This window comes from Terrilactibacillus laevilacticus, assembly GCF_006517395.1.
In the GTDB taxonomy this organism is placed as follows: Bacteria; Bacillota; Bacilli; order Bacillales; family Sporolactobacillaceae; genus Terrilactibacillus; species Terrilactibacillus laevilacticus.
Genome location: NZ_VDCY01000013.1, coordinates 49,125 through 66,586 on the forward strand (window position 1 = coordinate 49,125; position 17,462 = coordinate 66,586).

The 17,462-nt window shown below is 35.6% G+C and carries 15 protein-coding genes and 1 rRNA gene; 11 read left to right on the forward strand and 5 right to left on the reverse strand.

The annotated features are described in order from the left end of the window. Positions 1–126 precede the first annotated feature (126 nt). From recN to yidC, 8 genes are all read left to right on the forward strand, one after another. On the forward strand, positions 127–1,830 hold the full coding sequence (recN, locus tag FG390_RS12750; RefSeq protein WP_141191420.1) for a DNA repair protein RecN: 1,704 nt from the start codon (positions 127–129) through the stop codon (positions 1,828–1,830). Between the two features lie 113 nt (positions 1,831–1,943). Next, positions 1,944–3,188: a SpoIVB peptidase gene (spoIVB, locus tag FG390_RS12755; protein ID WP_141191421.1), complete on the forward strand. Its 1,245-nt coding sequence runs from the start codon at positions 1,944–1,946 to the stop codon at positions 3,186–3,188. A 245-nt stretch (positions 3,189–3,433) separates the two neighbouring features. Beyond that, positions 3,434–4,228: a sporulation transcription factor Spo0A gene (gene spo0A, locus FG390_RS12760; RefSeq protein ID WP_141191422.1), complete on the forward strand. Its 795-nt coding sequence runs from the start codon at positions 3,434–3,436 to the stop codon at positions 4,226–4,228. A 259-nt stretch (positions 4,229–4,487) separates the two neighbouring features. After that, positions 4,488–5,348, forward strand: a complete 861-nt coding sequence (locus tag FG390_RS12765; protein ID WP_141191423.1) for a GRP family sugar transporter — start codon at positions 4,488–4,490, stop codon at positions 5,346–5,348. 31 nt (positions 5,349–5,379) lie between these two features. Next, on the forward strand, positions 5,380–6,165 hold the full coding sequence (locus FG390_RS12770; RefSeq protein ID WP_141191424.1) for a glucose 1-dehydrogenase: 786 nt from the start codon (positions 5,380–5,382) through the stop codon (positions 6,163–6,165). Positions 6,166–6,607: 442 nt separating this feature from the next. Continuing rightward, positions 6,608–6,871 carry a phosphocarrier protein HPr gene (locus FG390_RS12775; protein ID WP_141191425.1) on the forward strand — a complete coding sequence of 88 codons (264 nt, stop codon included), beginning with the start codon at positions 6,608–6,610 and terminating at the stop codon, positions 6,869–6,871. Between the two features lie 117 nt (positions 6,872–6,988). Beyond that, the gene (locus FG390_RS12780) at positions 6,989–7,276 is read left to right on the forward strand and encodes a hypothetical protein (protein WP_141191426.1); all 288 of its coding nucleotides are present in this window, start codon (positions 6,989–6,991) and stop codon (positions 7,274–7,276) included. Positions 7,277–7,301: 25 nt separating this feature from the next. Next, complete coding sequence (gene yidC / locus FG390_RS12785) at positions 7,302–8,060, forward strand: membrane protein insertase YidC (RefSeq protein ID WP_141191427.1); 759 nt, start codon at positions 7,302–7,304, stop codon at positions 8,058–8,060. 282 nt (positions 8,061–8,342) lie between these two features. On the opposite strand, the gene FG390_RS12790 is transcribed toward yidC, so the two are convergent. Both FG390_RS12790 and FG390_RS12795 read right to left on the reverse strand, forming a co-directional pair. Further along, a complete protein-coding gene (locus FG390_RS12790) occupies positions 8,343–10,235 on the reverse strand; it encodes a vWA domain-containing protein (RefSeq protein WP_141191428.1) in 1,893 nt (630 codons plus the stop codon). An 82-nt stretch (positions 10,236–10,317) separates the two neighbouring features. After that, positions 10,318–11,235 (reverse strand): ATP-binding protein, encoded by a 918-nt coding sequence (locus FG390_RS12795; RefSeq protein WP_141191429.1) that lies wholly within the window; start codon positions 11,233–11,235, stop codon positions 10,318–10,320. Positions 11,236–11,521: 286 nt separating this feature from the next. Between FG390_RS12795 and FG390_RS12800 the strand changes: the two genes are divergently transcribed. After that, positions 11,522–12,598, forward strand: coding sequence for an iron-containing alcohol dehydrogenase family protein (locus FG390_RS12800; RefSeq protein ID WP_141191430.1), 1,077 nt, complete (start codon positions 11,522–11,524; stop codon positions 12,596–12,598). 349 nt (positions 12,599–12,947) lie between these two features. On the opposite strand, the gene FG390_RS12805 is transcribed toward FG390_RS12800, so the two are convergent. Together FG390_RS12805 and FG390_RS12810 are read right to left on the reverse strand one after the other, a co-directional pair. Continuing rightward, the gene (locus tag FG390_RS12805; protein ID WP_141191431.1) at positions 12,948–13,631 is read right to left on the reverse strand and encodes an LrgB family protein; all 684 of its coding nucleotides are present in this window, start codon (positions 13,629–13,631) and stop codon (positions 12,948–12,950) included. After that, positions 13,632–14,000 carry a CidA/LrgA family protein gene (locus FG390_RS12810; protein WP_181406494.1) on the reverse strand — a complete coding sequence of 123 codons (369 nt, stop codon included), beginning with the start codon at positions 13,998–14,000 and terminating at the stop codon, positions 13,632–13,634. 810 nt (positions 14,001–14,810) lie between these two features. On the opposite strand from FG390_RS12810, the gene FG390_RS12815 reads away from it, so the two are divergent. Next, the gene (locus FG390_RS12815; RefSeq protein ID WP_181406496.1) at positions 14,811–16,415 is read left to right on the forward strand and encodes a lactate permease LctP family transporter; all 1,605 of its coding nucleotides are present in this window, start codon (positions 14,811–14,813) and stop codon (positions 16,413–16,415) included. 557 nt (positions 16,416–16,972) lie between these two features. Here the strand turns inward: FG390_RS12815 and FG390_RS12820 are convergent. Further along, complete coding sequence (locus FG390_RS12820; protein WP_141191434.1) at positions 16,973–17,152, reverse strand: hypothetical protein; 180 nt, start codon at positions 17,150–17,152, stop codon at positions 16,973–16,975. A 126-nt stretch (positions 17,153–17,278) separates the two neighbouring features. Between FG390_RS12820 and FG390_RS12825 the strand changes: the two genes are divergently transcribed. Then, positions 17,279–17,462 (forward strand): 16S ribosomal RNA (locus FG390_RS12825); the annotation flags it as partial.

The window sequence follows — 17,462 nt, forward strand, 5'->3', positions numbered from 1 at the left end:
TCCTTTTATAGGAAAAGTTTTTTTATATATAAATAAACGTATGTTCGTTTTTAAAAGAAAAAACATTGACGATTTTGTCCATTCATTATAAAATAAGAACAAAGGTTCGATTTAACGGAGGGCATTATGTTATTAGAATTACATATAGAAAATTTTGCAATCATTGAGAAATTGGTCATATCCTTTGAAGAAGGCTTAACGGTTTTTACGGGTGAAACAGGAGCCGGTAAATCGATCATTATTGACGCAATTGGTTTATTAGCTGGTGGAAGAGGTTCTTCAGAGTATGTGCGTCATGGGACAAAAAAAGCTGAAATTGAGGCTCTATTCGAAATCGATGCCGATCATGTTGTTTTATCTACATTAGAGCAACTTGGTATTGATCCAAATGATCATATGCTTATTTTAAATAGACAAATATCAAATCAAGGTAAAAGTATTTGTCGTGTAAATGGAAAACTTGTGACCCTTTCGAACTTAAAAGACATCGGACATAAATTAATCGATATCCATGGACAGCACGAGCATCAATCATTATTAAATCAAGACCGCCATATGGCTTTGTTAGACCAATTTGGTGGATCCAAATTAGCTAAAGTTAAATCTGATTATCAAATGCTATACCAACATGTTTCAGAGATATATAAAGAAATGATGAAATTCAATCAAGATGAACAAAAATTAGCTCAGCGTTTAGACTTATTAACATATCAAATCAATGAGATTAATGATGCAAAGCTTCAAATTGGTGAAGAGGAAGCCTTAATTGAAGAAAAAAGAAAATTGGTGAATTATGAAAAGGTTTTTCAAGCTCTTCAAATTAGTTACGAATCATTAAATGGAGAACAAAAAGCACTAGACTCTCTAAGACAGACGATGAATCAACTTGAAACAATTCAATCACTCGATCAGGATCTTCACCGATTTTATGAGGCTGTATCAAATAGTTATTATCTTTTGGAAGAAAATGCGTCATCACTCAGAGATTATTTTGATCAAATGGAATATCAACCAGAACGATTAAATCAAATTGAAGCGAGACTGAATGAAATTCATTTATTAAAGCGAAAATATGGACAAAGTATTCACGAAATTTTAGCTTATTATACCCGAATTAAACAAGAATGGGAAGATCTTTCTAATCATGACCACAAAATGGATGAGTTAACCAAGGATTTTAATGACCATCTTCTTCAATTAAATGATAAAGGACACGTATTAAATAAATACCGTAAACGATCGGCTAATCAGTTAAATAAAGCCATTAATCGAGAACTAAAAGATCTTTACATGGAAAATGCGACTTTTGAGGTCTTAATTGAACAGCCGTTACGTTTAGAAAATTTTTCTGATTTTCAAAAAGATGGTATAGATAAAGTCACGTTTCTCATTACAACCAACCCTGGAGAACCGCTGAAGCCTTTAGCTAAAGTCGCTTCAGGTGGGGAGTTATCCCGTGTTATGCTTGCCATTAAATCTAATTTTAAAGAGGTCATGGGAGTCACTTCTATAATTTTTGACGAAGTGGATACGGGAGTAAGTGGCCGCGTTGCCCAAGCCATGGCTGAAAAAATATATCAGCTTTCAAAAGCCTCCCAAGTGTTCTGTATCACCCACTTACCACAAGTTGCAGCTATGGCCGATCATCATCTTTATATTTCAAAGGATATTTCTCATAACAAGAGAACAAAAACGCAAGTTCATTCATTAGATCAAGAACAAAAAGTCCGTGAAATTGGCAGAATGATTTCTGGAGTCGAGATGACAGAGTTGACAAAACAGCATGCAGAGGAACTTTTATCTCTCGCAAGCCAGATGAAGAACCTCTAGTCACGGGAAGTTTTGCTAAAAATGATCAGTAATAATTCTTCTCTTCTCAGGCAACCTTAATAAATGTCACAACGAAAAAAATTAAGTGTGGGTTAGGAGCGAGGAGAGAAATCATGAACAAGTCGACATGGATTATGCGAATCGCTGGTTTTATTCTCCTTGGCTTCATGTTTGGCCTTGGATGGTTTTATTCTAATGATCAAGAATTGATTAAACATGATAATCAAATGACTATAGATACTGTTTCAACTACCAATCAGGTCAGGATTAAGAAACAATCGAATGTTTTACCGATGGTTGGTGACTTCTCACAGAAAAATAATGAAATTGTTAATGCACAGGAAAACGAGAAATCGAAAGATATATCACAAATACGTCTAATACCTGGTGGAGAATCGATTGGGGTAAAATTAAATACATTAGGTGTCCTAGTAGTTGGATATCACCTAGTGGATAGTGTAAAAGGTGAAAAATCGCCTGGAGAAAAAGCTGATATTCGTGTAGGAGATGTTATTACAAAAATAAATGGGAAAAAAATGAAAAATATAACTGATGTACAGAATACTATTTCAAATTTAGACAGGGAGCAAAAATTAAGCTTAAGTGTTATTAGACAAAATAAGCATTTAGTTAAAACATTAAAGCCTGTTCAAGATAAAATGGATCATCGATATCGGTTAGGTTTGTATATACGTGATTCTGCCTCTGGTATTGGAACCTTAACCTTCTATGAACCGACATCTGGTAAATACGGGGCCTTAGGTCATATTATTTCCGATGTGGATACGAGACAACCTATTATTGTTGACAAAGGCCAAATTGTTAAATCAACTGTTAATGCTATTGATAAAGGCCAAAATGGGAATCCAGGTGAAAAAATCGCATCATTTTCGGATGAACCAAGAAATATTGGAAATATATCAAAAAATACACCATTTGGTGTCTATGGGACATTAAACAAACGATTAACCAATCATATAATGGATCAGGGCTTGCCACTTGCGCTACCTAATGAAGTTAAAGAAGGTCCAGCAAAAATTCTTACTGTCCTAAAGGGAAACAAGGTTGAAGCATTTGATATAAAGATTGTTAGTTCAGTTCCGCAAAAACTTCCTGCTATTAAAGGGTTAGTTATTAAGATTACCGATCCCAGATTATTATCAAAAACGGGTGGAATTATTCAAGGAATGAGTGGTAGCCCAATTATTCAAAATAATAAGATTATTGGAGCTGTCACACATGTTTTTGTAAATGATCCAACTTCGGGATACGGAGTTCATATCGAGTGGATGTTACGAGAAGCCGGAATTAAATTTACAGCACAACATCATCATCAAACATCAAAAGCCGTGAGTTGATCTCAGGGCTTTTGATATTTTATCTTTTTTCTTCAGCATTCTATATATAAACTTTAATTCCTCCAAATATTTTTCGACATTCGACAAGTTTATGGTGTAGAATATTGTAAAACTTGAAAGAAATAAGTTGAAAAACAGAGAATACACAAAAATAGTATAGATAATTAAAAAAAGATAAAAAAGGGATACATTTTTTCGTGTCGAAAACATATAGTGGGAAGAAAAGATATGAGGAGGAACGAAATTTGAAGAAAATAAAGGTTTGTTTGACTGACGATAATCAAGAACTTATAAAAATGATTCAAGAATATCTAAGGGCACAAGATGATATGGAAGTGGTAGCTACAGCCTTTAATGGTCAAGAATGTCTGCAAAAAATTCGTGAAGCATCCCCTGATGTTCTTGTTTTAGATATAATTATGCCACACCTAGATGGTCTCGGCGTACTTGAACAAATTCGATTAAATAATGATTTACCTAAACCTAATGTCATTATGCTAACAGCGTTTGGTCAAGAGGATGTCACGAAAAAAGCAGTTGATTTAGGGGCTTCTTATTTCATTTTAAAACCTTTTGATATGGAGAACCTTGTCAATAATATTCGCCTTGTTGCAGGAAAAAATGTATCGCATTCAACAGGTCAATCGTCAAGTTCTTTTGTCACATCTTCACCAAGACATAGGGCGCAAAATTTAGACGCAAGTATTACAAATATCATCCATGAAATTGGTGTTCCAGCACATATTAAAGGTTATATGTATTTAAGAGAAGCCATTTCTATGGTATACAATGATATTGAATTACTAGGATCAATCACAAAAGTTCTTTATCCGGATATTGCCAAAAAATTCAAAACAACGTCAAGCAGGGTGGAAAGAGCGATCCGTCATGCCATAGAAGTCGCTTGGAGTAGAGGCAATATCGAATCAATATCATCTTTATTCGGTTACACTGTCTCCATGTCCAAAGCTAAACCGACAAACTCAGAGTTCATCGCTATGGTGGCAGATAAACTCAGAATAGAAAATAAAGCGGGATAAAGACTTATCTTAGTAAAAACAAAATATTTAAAACAAAAAACCTTCGTTAGTTTACCCTAATGAAGGTTTTTTTGTGTTAAAAAGTGCATCCTAAAATGAGGGAAGATTTTCTCTGATTGAATCTCACTTTATTAAATCCGTACGTTTATATCTAGCATCTTAGGGTAACTTAATCTTATACAGATCTAACCTTTAGGTAAAGGGGGTAATCGTTTAATTCGAATTTATCTGTATTAATTTTTATTTGAGGTGATTCACGTTGTTAGACATTTTAGTTGCGCTCATCCCAGCCGTTATGTGGGGATTCTTACCAATAGTATCATCAAAACTTGGAGGAAAGGCACAAAATCAAGTTTTAGGTACAACATTTGGCGCTTTGATTTTTTCAATTATCGCCTTCTTTGTTGTTCATCCCAATACATCCTTCCATATTCTGCTCATCGGTTTTATTTCAGGCTTATTTTGGTCATTAGGACAAATGAATCAATTTATCGCGTTTAAGTCTTTAGGTGTATCAAAAACAATGCCTATGTCCACAGGAATGCAACTTGTGGGAACAACCTTGTTCGGTGTTTTTTTATTTCATGAATGGTCTACGACGACAAAGCTAATATTAGGAATTACAGCGATCATTTTAATTATTGTTGGAGTATTTCTAACATCATTTGGTGAAAAGGATGAAGATAATGCGCAAAACAATCTTATTAAAGGTATTACAACTTTAATTATTTCAACCATTGGTTATGTTGTTTATATTGTTATTCTAAGATATTTCAACATCGGTGGTTGGGAAGCCATTTTGCCTCAATCGATGGGGATGGTGATAGGAGCATTATTATTAACCATACGACATAATCAATTTAACAAATATACACTACGAAACGTATTAACAGGTATCATGTGGGGAATAGGTAATCTTGGTTTGCTTATAGCGACACCTCGTGTAGGCGTTGCTACGAGCTTCTCTTTGTCTCAAATGGGAATTATCTTTTCCACACTGGGAGGAATCTTCTTATTAGGTGAGAAAAAAACAACTAGACAAATCATATTTGTTTGCATTGGATGTTTACTCGTTGTTGCAGGCGGGGTATTTATTGGATATGCACGATCACAAGGTTAAACATTGATTATATTAAGGAGTGAATAAAATAATGTATAAAGATTTAGAGGGAAAAGTAGCTGTCGTAACAGGCGCTTCAAAAGGAATTGGTCGCGCCATTGCCACCCGATATGGACAAGAAAAAATGAAAGTCGTGGTTACATACCGAAGTGGTGAAGAAGAAGCTCATCAAATTGTTGATGAAATAAAACAAGCGGGTGGAGAAGCTATTCCATTTCGAGCTGATGTCAGCAAAGAAGAAGATGTTATTGCACTTATAAAAGCCGCTGTCGATACATTCGGAACAATAGATGTCATGGTCAATAATGCTGGTATGGAAATGCCATCACCATCACATGAAATGAGTCTTGATAATTGGAACAAGGTTATAAATGTGAATTTAACGGGTGTATTCCTTGGTTGCCGTGAAGCCCTTAAATATATGGTTGAACATGATATTAAAGGAACCATCATTAATATGAGTAGTGTACACCAACAAATTCCATGGCCTTTATTTGTTCATTATGCTTCAAGTAAAGGCGGTGTTAAATTATTAACCCAAACCCTTGCAATGGAGTATGCGCCAAAAGGAATTCGTGTTAATGCCATTGGTCCTGGCGCCATTGATACACCGATCAACGCAGAAAAATTCAAAGATCCAAAAGTAAAAGCCGATGTCGAATCTATGATTCCGATGGGTAAGATAGGAGAGCCGGAAGAGATTTCCAATGTTGCTGCTTGGCTCGCATCAAAAGAAGCCAGCTACGTAACAGGTATTACTTTATTTGCTGATGGCGGAATGACGCTTTACCCATCTTTCCAAGCAGGTCGGGGTTAATCTTTTAAACTGGATAGATATTTTCACAAATGATAAACTGGTCCAAATTCACATAAGACCAGAAAGCTTAAGGCTGCCATTTTCCTGTCACGAGCAGGTGAAAGGTAGCTTATTTTTTGGAAAGGATCGTATATTACATTAGTGAAGAAGGGACCGACAAACAAGGAGATCAATGCTGATTTATATATCTCTCCAAAATACTGCTTAAATGTCATACCTATTTTTTACAAATCATCCAAATTAAAAAAGGCTCAATAGAGGGAAATGAGGCAAAAATAATAACAATGAAATAAAATGTAGTCATTGGTCAAAGTTTTATGTAAAATAAGATTGAATCAATATTTAAAGTTTAGTTCGGTTTATTCACATTCCCCATTCATTTAGGTTATAATGGGTACTGGATTAACTTTATAAATCAAAAAGAGAATGGAGAGTTAGTAAAATGGAAAAAACATATTCAGTAATTGATGAAACAGGAATTCACGCACGCCCAGCTACTGTCTTAGTCAGTGAAGCGAGCAAATTCGAATCAAATATTGAACTTGCTTATAATGGTAAAAAAGCAAACTTAAAATCAATTATGGGAGTTATGGCTCTCGGCGTCACTCAAGGTGCTGAAATTACAATCAGTGCAGAAGGTTCTGATGCAGAAGCTGCTTTAGAAGCTCTCGACAAAGTTATAAAAGAAACTGGTTTAGGAAAGTAATTCCTTTACGCTTTAAAAAGGGACAAGGCATCATGCCTTGTCCCTTTTTCACTAGTTTATATAAAACTGTGTTATAATTGTTTATAACTTAAAATTGAGGAAGAGGAGGCAAATAGAATGGATATCATTTTAAACATGTTAAATGATTCAACGATATATATCGCGACAATAACCTTGTTTATTGTTTTATCCATTAATTTTACAAGCGTCTTCCTCAGTCATTACTATAATTCAGATTCTGTCAAAAAAGAACGTTGGATTTATACGAATTATTTAGTCAAAAAATCGGTTCAAGATCAAGTGATGCCGATCAATGTCTTTATACATTGGGTAGCTAAACACATACGCCGAAAAGAAAGGCCAAATGACGATTCAACCGACCATTGCGGTCTCCTCATATCATAATTATTTAAAATTAGAGGAGGACCTAATGAAAAAAATAATAATATTTGTCGGGTTGTTAAGCATGATTTTATTACTGTCGGGATGCCAAATGAATGTAGGAACAGGGTTTCACCACTATATTGTTGAACCCTTTGCATCTTTAATTCATCTCACAGCAACTTTATTTTCGGGAAGCTATGGCATCGCTATTATCGTTTTAACATTGATCATTCGTCTCGTTCTTGCCCCCTTAATGATTAAACAAATGATCAACCAAAATGAAATGCGTGAAAAGATGGAACGCGTTAAGCCAGAAATGCAAGAAATTCAGGCAAAAATAAAACAATCAAAAGACGCTAAAGAACAGAGAGAATTACAACAAGACATGATGGCCCTGTATAAGAAGCATGGCATTAATCCTTTATCAATAGGATGTTTGCCTATTCTTATTCAAATGCCAATTTTATCTGCTTTCTATTTTGCCATTCGTGGTTCACATGCTATTGCTTCACATACGTTTCTCTGGTTTAGTTTAGGTGGGCCCAGTCTAGTTTTGACCATCCTTGCTGGGCTCATTTATTACGTTCAATTTAGAGTTCAACAAACAATGATGACTGTTCAACCGGAACAAGGACAAACAATGAAGATGATGGGTTTTATGTCACCACTTATGATTGTTATGTTTTCATTCAATTCACCTGCCGCTTTACCGTTATATTGGATCGTTGGCGGTGCATTTTTAATCGTACAAACGTATGTGACCAAGTGGATCATTACCCGTCAAAAGCAAACGGCCGAAATTTAATCATGCCATACATTTGATCAATAATAAAACAAAGTTAAACTTCCATCATGGGTTTTTTGACGCACAGGATGTGCTAGTGCAGGCGTTGCGACTGGCCGTCGCGTTTTTAGCCTGCGTTATCCCCCACTGAAGGTAGGCCTGAACCAATCGGACCTTTATGGGCAGTTGACCCTATCTTCTTGAATACCCAAAACTTTGAGGTGGGGGTCTTTACTAGCCGTTCAGGCGGGATAGAAATAAACATACGCTGCAATATCATCTAGAGTTGCAGCGTATGTTTTTTTATATTATTTGAAAAAGGAGTTTTTTCAATAGTGGTGTTAAGTATAAAGGAATATCTTTTATTGTAGGAATGATTAAACAGTCTCGACCGTAGATTTTTTTCATCGTGTCTATTTCTTTATCTTGTGAATCCTCACTTCCCAAAAATACACCAATGACTTCAATACCTTTTTTCCTAGCGTTTGAGACGGCTTTATACGTATCAATTATTCCGTCATTGTCATTATAGTGATACGCTGACGGTTCACCATCTGAAAATACAAGTAAAATTTTTCTTTTCTCAGGACGGATGAGCAGTCGCTTTTCGACTTGCCTAATGGCATAGCCGTCTCTATTATCATCTTCTGGAGAAAGCTGAAGAATCCGTGGTCCAGCGGATTGATGAAGAGATTGTTGAAATGAGATCACTTGGAATAAGGTATTTGGCTGTTCAATATCAGTTGCCTCCATGGCGTCTTCCCAAAAACCTGTAATTTCATGTGAAATCTTTAGTGCTTTTAACGTTTCATGAAAAAGTATAACACCTTGCTTTGTTTCCTCCATTTTATCAATCATAGAGGCTGAACAATCCACAAGTAAAGAAAAAGCAGCGTCTAACTGTTGATCCTCTTTCACGTTTTTTTTGTAAAATAGGGTTGGTTGATTTTGGATAAGTAAAGAAGGCAATTTCTTTTGTGACAATCGTCCAAAATAACGTTCGTGACGAGGGGCGGTTTGTTTTTGTTCAATCGTTTTACGCAATGTTAAAGATAATTGCCGTTCTAGCGATCCAATCTGTTCACGTACTTTCTGATACTCTTGGATTTCTTCATAAGTAGGTTTAATCGATGTTTTTTCAATCCGTTTTGCATGACGATTGACTTCACTATCCTCGTTAGAATGGAGAGAATGTGTAGATTGTCTTGTTTCTTGTTTCTTTTCGATAGAATGGTCATCTTGTTGATGATTGGATTGGTTTGATGAAGATTGGTAGTTACCAGCCGCTTGATCACCCGATTCTATTCGGTTAGTATCACCATCTGTTAAATTTGTTTTCTTTCCTTGATCCAAATCATGCTGCAATAAATTATCACCAATCATTTGCTGTTCTTCATGCCAAGTTGACCATTTATCGTCTTGTGAATTTTTTTCTTTTGAAAGGTGTTCTTCTGACTGACTTTGACATTTATTTGATGATTTTAATTCTTTGGTTTGTTTTTTGTCTCTTATTTGTTCAGATAATCCAAAATATATGGCTTGCATGTCCTTTAATCCAGATTTTAATGAAGTTTCAAAGGTTTTGACCGTTTGTCTAACCTCATCTGTGCTATTGAGTTGATCGAACATATTAGATAAATGACGAATAGCAGGTTTAAGAAACAAAAAAGAGGGAGGCAAAGCCACTGGGCGATGTATTATCTGTAAATATATACAACAGAAAATCATATCTAGCCATTCCTTACTTCTCTTATGATGGGTAAAGCGTTCTCTAAAACGCTGTTGAAACACAATTTGTCGAAAGTTAAAGGCATCACTCATTCCTGCTCTTTCTGTTATACATAACTTCTCTAATCGTCGATCTTCAAGAAGACAGAACAATTGCTTACTAAATTGAGGATACATTAATTGATTGACCTCATGACGAAATTGCATGATAACATTCTGATCTGAATAGTGATGTTCTCCAAATGCTCGGAGGTAAACATCACTTTTCATACCTTCCATTTTTCGTTCTGATAATAAGCGTGACCAATAATGACTAACTGTAAGACGTTTTAAATCTTTTTGATAGTAGGAATAAAACGTAAACTCAACATCTAATGTCGGTTCTTGTGATAATGTTCGTGCAAGATCTGTTAAAGCCATATTGATAAAAGGGTCCGTTTGTTTATCCATAAAATCTAAAAATTTCATTAAAGTGCCCCTTTTTCTTTTTTTAAGTTATGGTACATGACCGTCGTCATATTTCTTTTTTTAAAGGGTTAATTATAAAAAATTATGATGACGTAAATAAGGTCGCCGCAATATTTTCAATGCTAATTCTTTCACGTTGATCATCTAATTTGCTGCTGATTGCTCGTGTAATGGCTCTTTTAGCAGGCATATAGACGGATAGGTCGCATGCATCTAATAATGAACGTATGGATGCTCCTTCATCAGAAATTTGACCTTCTTCAACTTTGGAAGTTAAGTCCTGACTCAGACGTACAAATTGCTTCAACAACTGCTCATCTTTTTGTTTAGATTGTTCCTTCAACATCTCAAATAAGGCTTCACCTTGAATATATGGAACGTCAATAATAACAAAGCGATTTTTTAACGCTTCATTTAATGGTGTAGTCCCAATGTACCCCTCATTAATAGCTGCTATGACTCCAAACCCTTCTTTAGCATAGATGGTTTCACTCGTGAAGGGATTGAGGACCATTTTCCGATAGTCCAAAACACCATTTAATATTGGTAAAGTTTCTGCTTTTGCTGTATTAATTTCATCTATATAGAGTAGATGACCTTGCTTCATGGCCTTTTCGACGGGTCCAGAGACAAATTGAATTTCAGCTTGATTGGCTTTATTGTATGTGATGGTTTTATAACCCAACAAGGCTTCGGCATCCAAATCAACAGAACAATTAATTGAATACATTGGTTGAAACATCAGATTGGATAATAATTCAGCCAATTTTGTTTTTCCAGACCCAGTCGGTCCTTTTAATAGAACATTTTTCCCTAGACTGAGAGAAACGATGGCATCGACGATAATTGAGTCATCAGGCGCCGAATACCCACTTTTTCCAATGTATTTTTTTATTTCATGTGATAGTAATTTTTCATTTTTATTTCTTACCTTCATAATGTGCTCTTTGATTTGCTCTGGTAAAAGTTTCAAATACGTTAATTCCAAATGGTGAGACATAGAACCCTCCGTCTATTGATCATTTTCTTCTATTATATAGGAATAAGAAGATATTTTCTTCTGAACAAACAGTCATGCTGTTTAATAAAGTTGAAAGATAAGCAAATAAACAGTAAAATGAACTGAGATATTTTTACAATAAATCATTCATAAGTCTGTTTTATTAATGAGTGGAAGTTTAAGGAGGTATTCATCATTGTCCTTCGAATCTTGCATTGCAATGAAGGACAGTGATTAATATATCTAACACTCTTCCTACAGAAACGATTAAGAGAAGGGGACAGTTATGGCAATATCAGTTGTTAGAGGCGCACCACAAAAGGTACGAAGTGGACAAGGCGTATTACGAGATTTATCTCAAGAGTTACTTGATAATCACTTCAGTAAAATTAACCTTATTACTGGGCTGAAATCATGGGAGGTAGCAAAGCCTTATCTTAATCTTCCATTTGAACCAAATATCCAGAAATATGCGGGAGATTGCACTTTAGAAGAAGTAGATCGTCTGGCAGAATTGTGTAGTTCATCAAAAGGGAGTATCGTGATAGGTGTCGGTGGTGGAAAAGTTCTCGATTTATCGAAAGCGGTCAGTGTGAAATTAGGGATTCCTGTCGTTTTAATTCCCACCATTATATCTAATTGTTCTCCTTGGGCACCATTAAGTGTTTTTTATCGTGATCATCAATATACCCATTTTGAAGTTTTTGAAGTAAGTTCTTGGTCTGTATACTTGGATACAGATTTGCTGATCCAAACACCAACACCCTATTTTATACAAGGTATTGGAGATACATTAGCTAAATGGTATGAATGCGATTGCTTGTATCGTCAACTTGATGCCCCCAATTTACTAACGACGATTGGACATCAAAGTGCAAAACAATGTTTTGATCAATTAATCAAATATAGTGAGGAAGCTCTAACAGCTGTGCAAACTGGTAAAGTTAATCATGCTTTTCGTCATGTTTATGAAACGATTATTGGTGTAGCTGGAATGGTGGGTGGATTTGGCGATCGTGTTGGCCGAATTGCTGGTGCGCATAGTATCCATAATGGATTAACTGCCTTGGATGGCACGCATAATGTTCTTCATGGAGCTAAAGTCGCTTATGGGATTCTTGTTCAATTAGCTCTTGAGGGTCAAATCGGAGAAATTGATCGTCTCTTGCCTTTTTATCAGAAATTAGGGTTGCCGATCAATCTCAAGGACCTGGATGTTGAACCGAATATTTTAAACATGCAAGTTATTGCTAAACGAGCAGTTCATCGATCCGAGTCCATTCATTTTATGAGAGAGGAACCATACAAAGCTGATGAAGTTGTAAAAGCTATTCAAACAGTCGAATCAATAGCTTATGTATAAAAAAACGTCAGATCATTGATCTGACGTTTTTTTAGAGGTTGTTCAAAAAGTTACCAAATGATAAGCTACGAATCCTCGACGCCCACTCGTTTTTCCGGTCCTCATGTAGTGGATACAAGAGGATCGCTGGCTAAAACCGCTCACGTCCTATGGCTGGCGCTTGAAGTACCACAACGCGAGGAATGCCGCTTTTAAGGAACTGCGCCGCTCTTAGCCTTCCAACGCCGGGGCGGGCTTGTACTGGCGTTTCTTGCAGGATGCCAGTGTACTTAGCCAGTAACCCATTTGATTTGTCTCCTTTTTGAACTCACATTTATATGTGAAATTTCTCACAGATATTAACTTCTTTTTATAATAAAATAAGAGGTGTAATAATTGGTGCGAATATAAGGGTCAGCACAGCTGCTAAAACCATGGCTAGACTTGCTGCAGCTCCTTCCTCTGTTCCAAATTCAAGAGCTTTTGAAGTACCAGCACCATGTGCGCCCATTCCAAGTAATAATCCTTTAGCCAGTTTTTCGCGTATGTGAAAGAAACGTATGATAATAGGGCCGAGTATTAATCCACAAATACCTGTGACAATAACAAAAATCGCAGTCATGGTTGGTACTCCGCCAATATCTGCTGAGATAACCATAGCAATAGGTGTCGTCACTGAACGGGGTAATAGACTAAGCAAATAATCGTTTTTTAAGTGGACTAAATGGGCGTATATTCCAGAACTTGCAAGAGCAACAATGGCTCCCGATGACATACTAACTAAAATCACTCTCATATGTTTTTTCAAAACAGCCCGATATTTATATAACGGAACCGCAAAGCCAACAACTGCTGGTTGAAGCATGTTTGTCAACCAACGCCCGCCTTTATCATAGTCCGTATAATCAATTCCTAAAAGAATGATACATGATGAAAGTAGTACCGGTGCTATAATTAAAGGCGTCAGAATAAATATTTTACTTTTTTTATAAATGAATTTCGCAATGATATAAGACACAATGGTCATAATAATACATAAAAAACTAACTAACATTTAACGATATCTCTCCTTTTGTCGTGAAAATCGTTCAGCGACAATTCCTGTGACGATCATAACAGTAATCGTACTTAAACAAATAACCAGTAAAAATTGTGTCCCATAATTAAAAACGGCTTCTTTATATTGAAGTATCCCAACGGCTGAAGGAACGAAAAAAAGTAGCATCTCACTTAATAGGAAACTTGCGCCCATTTCAATTTTCGATACAGGTAGAATTTTAAAATAAAGCATGGCAAACATTATAAACATTCCAATAATACTACCCGAGATAGGAAGGTGTAGAATCGAAGATAAGAGGTTTCCTATTATGGCGAAGAAGTATAATACCGCTACCTGAATCAATATCTTAAATACTTTTATCAAAATTACACCTCCTTAAATGGTGAAATTAAATGTTGTTACTCTATATTTAATCGTTTTTATGGTTCGTTGATTTTAATTATACATCAGACAGTATATTTGGTGAAATACATATAAGTTAAGTTTATGATTCGAAAAAAGAATAAGTCTTTATATATTAAAGGCTGCCTTATGATTGGGAGATAATATCTTCGTTTTTATCATAATTAGGTCATTTTTTACAATAGAGGGTATTAAGGTTATAAGTTCGTGTTAAAAGGGGACAAATTAGAAGCAAGAAGATCAAGACGGTACTGTTTTGAGGATCGGAAAAACAAGTGGGCGCTGAGATTCGTAGCTTATCACGGCGACTTTTTGAACAACCTCCATAAGAGTATAAATGTGATTAATCATCGATGAATGATTGTGTTTTTACAAGGTAAAAATAAGGTCAAGTGTTTTCTATAATAAAAAATCGATAAAAGCAAAATGTTTGACAGAATTCTGAACTTGTATAGAACAAACAATAATTGTGATAAATATCACAGTATCAGGCTGTTTTGTTTGGTAAGTTATGCATGTGATTTAATTCACACTGTTTATTAAGAAAGATTCTATGGAAGATCTATGGACTTTTAAGGAGCTCTTTATTTCTAATCTATTGGTTTTCGTTTTGCATTTTCATTATATGGATGTACGACGGTTATCAATAAAGGTTTAGCGGTCGTATTTGAATGGAAAGTCTGAGAAGGTGAGGAGGTTTGTTCCTAAAATAGATAAATTCCATCGATTTTATGATTTTTATTTTAACAAAACGTAATGAGAAGGTGTATGTTGATGAACTGGACACAAATTTATGATCCGATGAATAATATCTGGTTTTCGGCTATTGTAGCTGTTATTCCAATTGTAATTTTCTTTCTTGCTCTCACAGTATTTAAAATTAAAGGACATATTGCTGCTTTTATCACTGTATTATCTGCAATATTAGTTGCACTTATTTTCTATCATATGCCATTAAAATTATTAATTGGCGCCACAGGTTATGGCTTTGTTTATGCATTGTGGCCAATTGCATATATCGTAATTGGTGCTGTATTTTTATATAAATTATCAGTGAAAAGTGGTCAATTTGAGATTATCCGGCAATCTATTGTTTCTTTAACAGATGATCAAAGGTTACAAATGCTATTAGTTGCATTTGCATTTAATTCATTTCTTGAAGGTGCTGCCGGTTTCGGTGCTCCAATAGCCATTACTGCTGCCTTGTTAGTAGGACTTGGTTTTGATCCACTAAAAGCTGCTGGTCTCTGTTTAATTGCTAATATCGCCCCTGGTACAGTTGGAGCAATGGGGATTCCAGTTATCGTTGCAGGTCAGGTCACTGGAATTGATCCAAAGGAAATTTCCATTAACTTAAGTAATTATCTTCCTATAATATCTTTCATAATGCCATTTTTCTTAGTCGTCGTTATGGACAGTTTTAAAGGTTTAATAAAAATATGGAAACCGACTTTTGTTGCGGCTATCTTCTATGCTATATCTCAATGGGCAACCTTTAGATTTATTGGTCCAGAATTACCAGACATTATTGCACCGATCGTATGTATCATAGCTTTGGCTGTTTATCTTAAAGTATTTCAAAGAAAAGACGCAAAACAAGAACAAGCTGGTGATGGACTTACTCTAGGCAAAATAGTTAAAGCTTGGTCACCATTTATTGTTTTAACTATCTGTGTGTCTATTTGGTGTACATCAATATTTAAAAACTTATTTTTGCCAGGAGGGTTATTAGAAAAAACAACACTTAATATTCCTGTCCCATGGTTAAATAATTTAGTTATTAAATCAGCACCGCTAGTACCAAAACCTACTCCTTATGCAGCCATGTTTAAACTTGATCTCATTTCTGCTACGGGTACAGCTATTTTAGTATCTTGCGTCGTATCGATGATCTTGCTTAAAGTTAGTCTTAAAGCAGGTGGAGAAGTTTTGGCTGAAACAATTAAAGAACTATATAAACCGATATTAACGATTATGCTAGTTTTAGCTTTTGCTTTTGTTGCAAATTATTCTGGTGAATCTTCAACTTTAGGAATTGCTCTTGCAAATACTGGACACTATTTCCCGATTTTTGCGCCTGTTCTTGGTTGGCTTGGAGTATTCTTAACTGGTTCCGTTGTATCTGCCAATGCTCTATTTGGTGGCCTTCAACAAATCACTGCAAACCAAATTCATGTTGCACCACTTGTTTTAATCTCTGCTAACGTTGCTGGTGGTGCGATGGCAAAAATGATTTCACCACAATCTATCGCAGTTGCGTCAGGGTCAGTTGGACTTGTAGGTAGAGAAAGTGAACTTTTCCGATTTACTGTAAAATATAGTTTGATTTTCTTAGTCTTTGTTTGTATTGTTTCATACGTTCAATCTATACTTTAATATGAACTCACATTTAAACCAACCATGCACAATTAAAGCATGGTTGGTTTTCATTTGTTTATTATATGAATTGAAGGTATATGGTTATAATTGGATTGTTTTTTCATTCATAATTTATGAAATAGCCGAGAACACTTGTGACTTTAGTCATGAGAGGTTCAGTGACATGTTTTTTATAGGCTGATATGATATTAGAAATCACTTATTTAAGAGAATTATTATAAGTTCTTCAAAAAAGAGTTGACATGGAATTTGGATGATGTTAATATAGTTTAAGTCGCTGTTATGAAGTGGTGACTAAGAAATAAAAGAACTTATTGACAATAACATCTGAACTTGATATAATACAAAGGTTGCTATTGCGAATTAGCGATAAGTAATGAAAAAAGTTATTGACAACAACTTTTGAACGTGATAAGATATAAAAGTTGCTGTTGAAAAGCACTAGATTAAGAGATTGTTCTTTGAAAACTAAACAAAAGCCAAGCGTAATATCAAACGGGTAACACCGATTGATTTCTTTGAAAAAAGAGCGATGGATCAAATGAAACGATTAATTATTTGTTCATTATAAATGGACTATAACAGGTTGTGAATCTTCGACTAAAGACGCAACGTCCTGTTGCAACATCGAAGCTCGTACCTGTTAAAGGAAGTCGGTTAAGAACGTCACATCCTGTGACAACACCGACATTGTAATGAACTTCGACTAAGAACGCAACGTCCTGTTGCAACATCGAAGCTCGTACCTGTTATAAGGAAGTCGGTTAAAGACGTCACGTCCTGTGACAACACCGACATTGTAATGAACTTCGACTAAGAACGCAACGTCCTGTTGCAACATCGAAGCTCGTACATCCTGTACTTCGGAGAGTTTGATCCTGGCTCAGGACGAACGCTGGCGGCGTGCCTAATACATGCAAGTCGAGCGCAGGAAGCAAAACAATCCTTTCGGGGTGCGTTTTGTGGAATGAGCGGCGGACGGGTGAGTAACACGTGGGCAACCTGCCTGTAAGACGGGGATAACTTCGGGAAACCGGGGCTAAT

Bases quoted from the DNA above. Each gene is read 5' to 3' on its own strand.
- recN (WP_141191420.1), top strand. From the start codon at position 127: ATGTTATTAGAATTACATATAGAAAATTTTGCAATCATTGAGAAATTG.
- spoIVB (WP_141191421.1), top strand. From the start codon at position 1,944: ATGAACAAGTCGACATGGATTATGCGAATCGCTGGTTTTATTCTCCTT.
- FG390_RS12770 (WP_141191424.1), top strand. From the start codon at position 5,380: ATGTATAAAGATTTAGAGGGAAAAGTAGCTGTCGTAACAGGCGCTTCA.
- FG390_RS12775 (WP_141191425.1), top strand. From the start codon at position 6,608: ATGGAAAAAACATATTCAGTAATTGATGAAACAGGAATTCACGCACGC.
- FG390_RS12780 (WP_141191426.1), top strand. From the start codon at position 6,989: ATGGATATCATTTTAAACATGTTAAATGATTCAACGATATATATCGCG.
- yidC (WP_141191427.1), top strand. From the start codon at position 7,302: ATGAAAAAAATAATAATATTTGTCGGGTTGTTAAGCATGATTTTATTA.
- FG390_RS12790 (WP_141191428.1), bottom strand. From the start codon at position 10,235: ATGAAATTTTTAGATTTTATGGATAAACAAACGGACCCTTTTATCAAT.
- FG390_RS12795 (WP_141191429.1), bottom strand. From the start codon at position 11,235: ATGTCTCACCATTTGGAATTAACGTATTTGAAACTTTTACCAGAGCAA.
- FG390_RS12800 (WP_141191430.1), top strand. From the start codon at position 11,522: ATGGCAATATCAGTTGTTAGAGGCGCACCACAAAAGGTACGAAGTGGA.
- FG390_RS12805 (WP_141191431.1), bottom strand. From the start codon at position 13,631: ATGTTAGTTAGTTTTTTATGTATTATTATGACCATTGTGTCTTATATC.
- FG390_RS12820 (WP_141191434.1), bottom strand. From the start codon at position 17,152: ATGTTGCAACAGGACGTTGCGTTCTTAGTCGAAGTTCATTACAATGTC.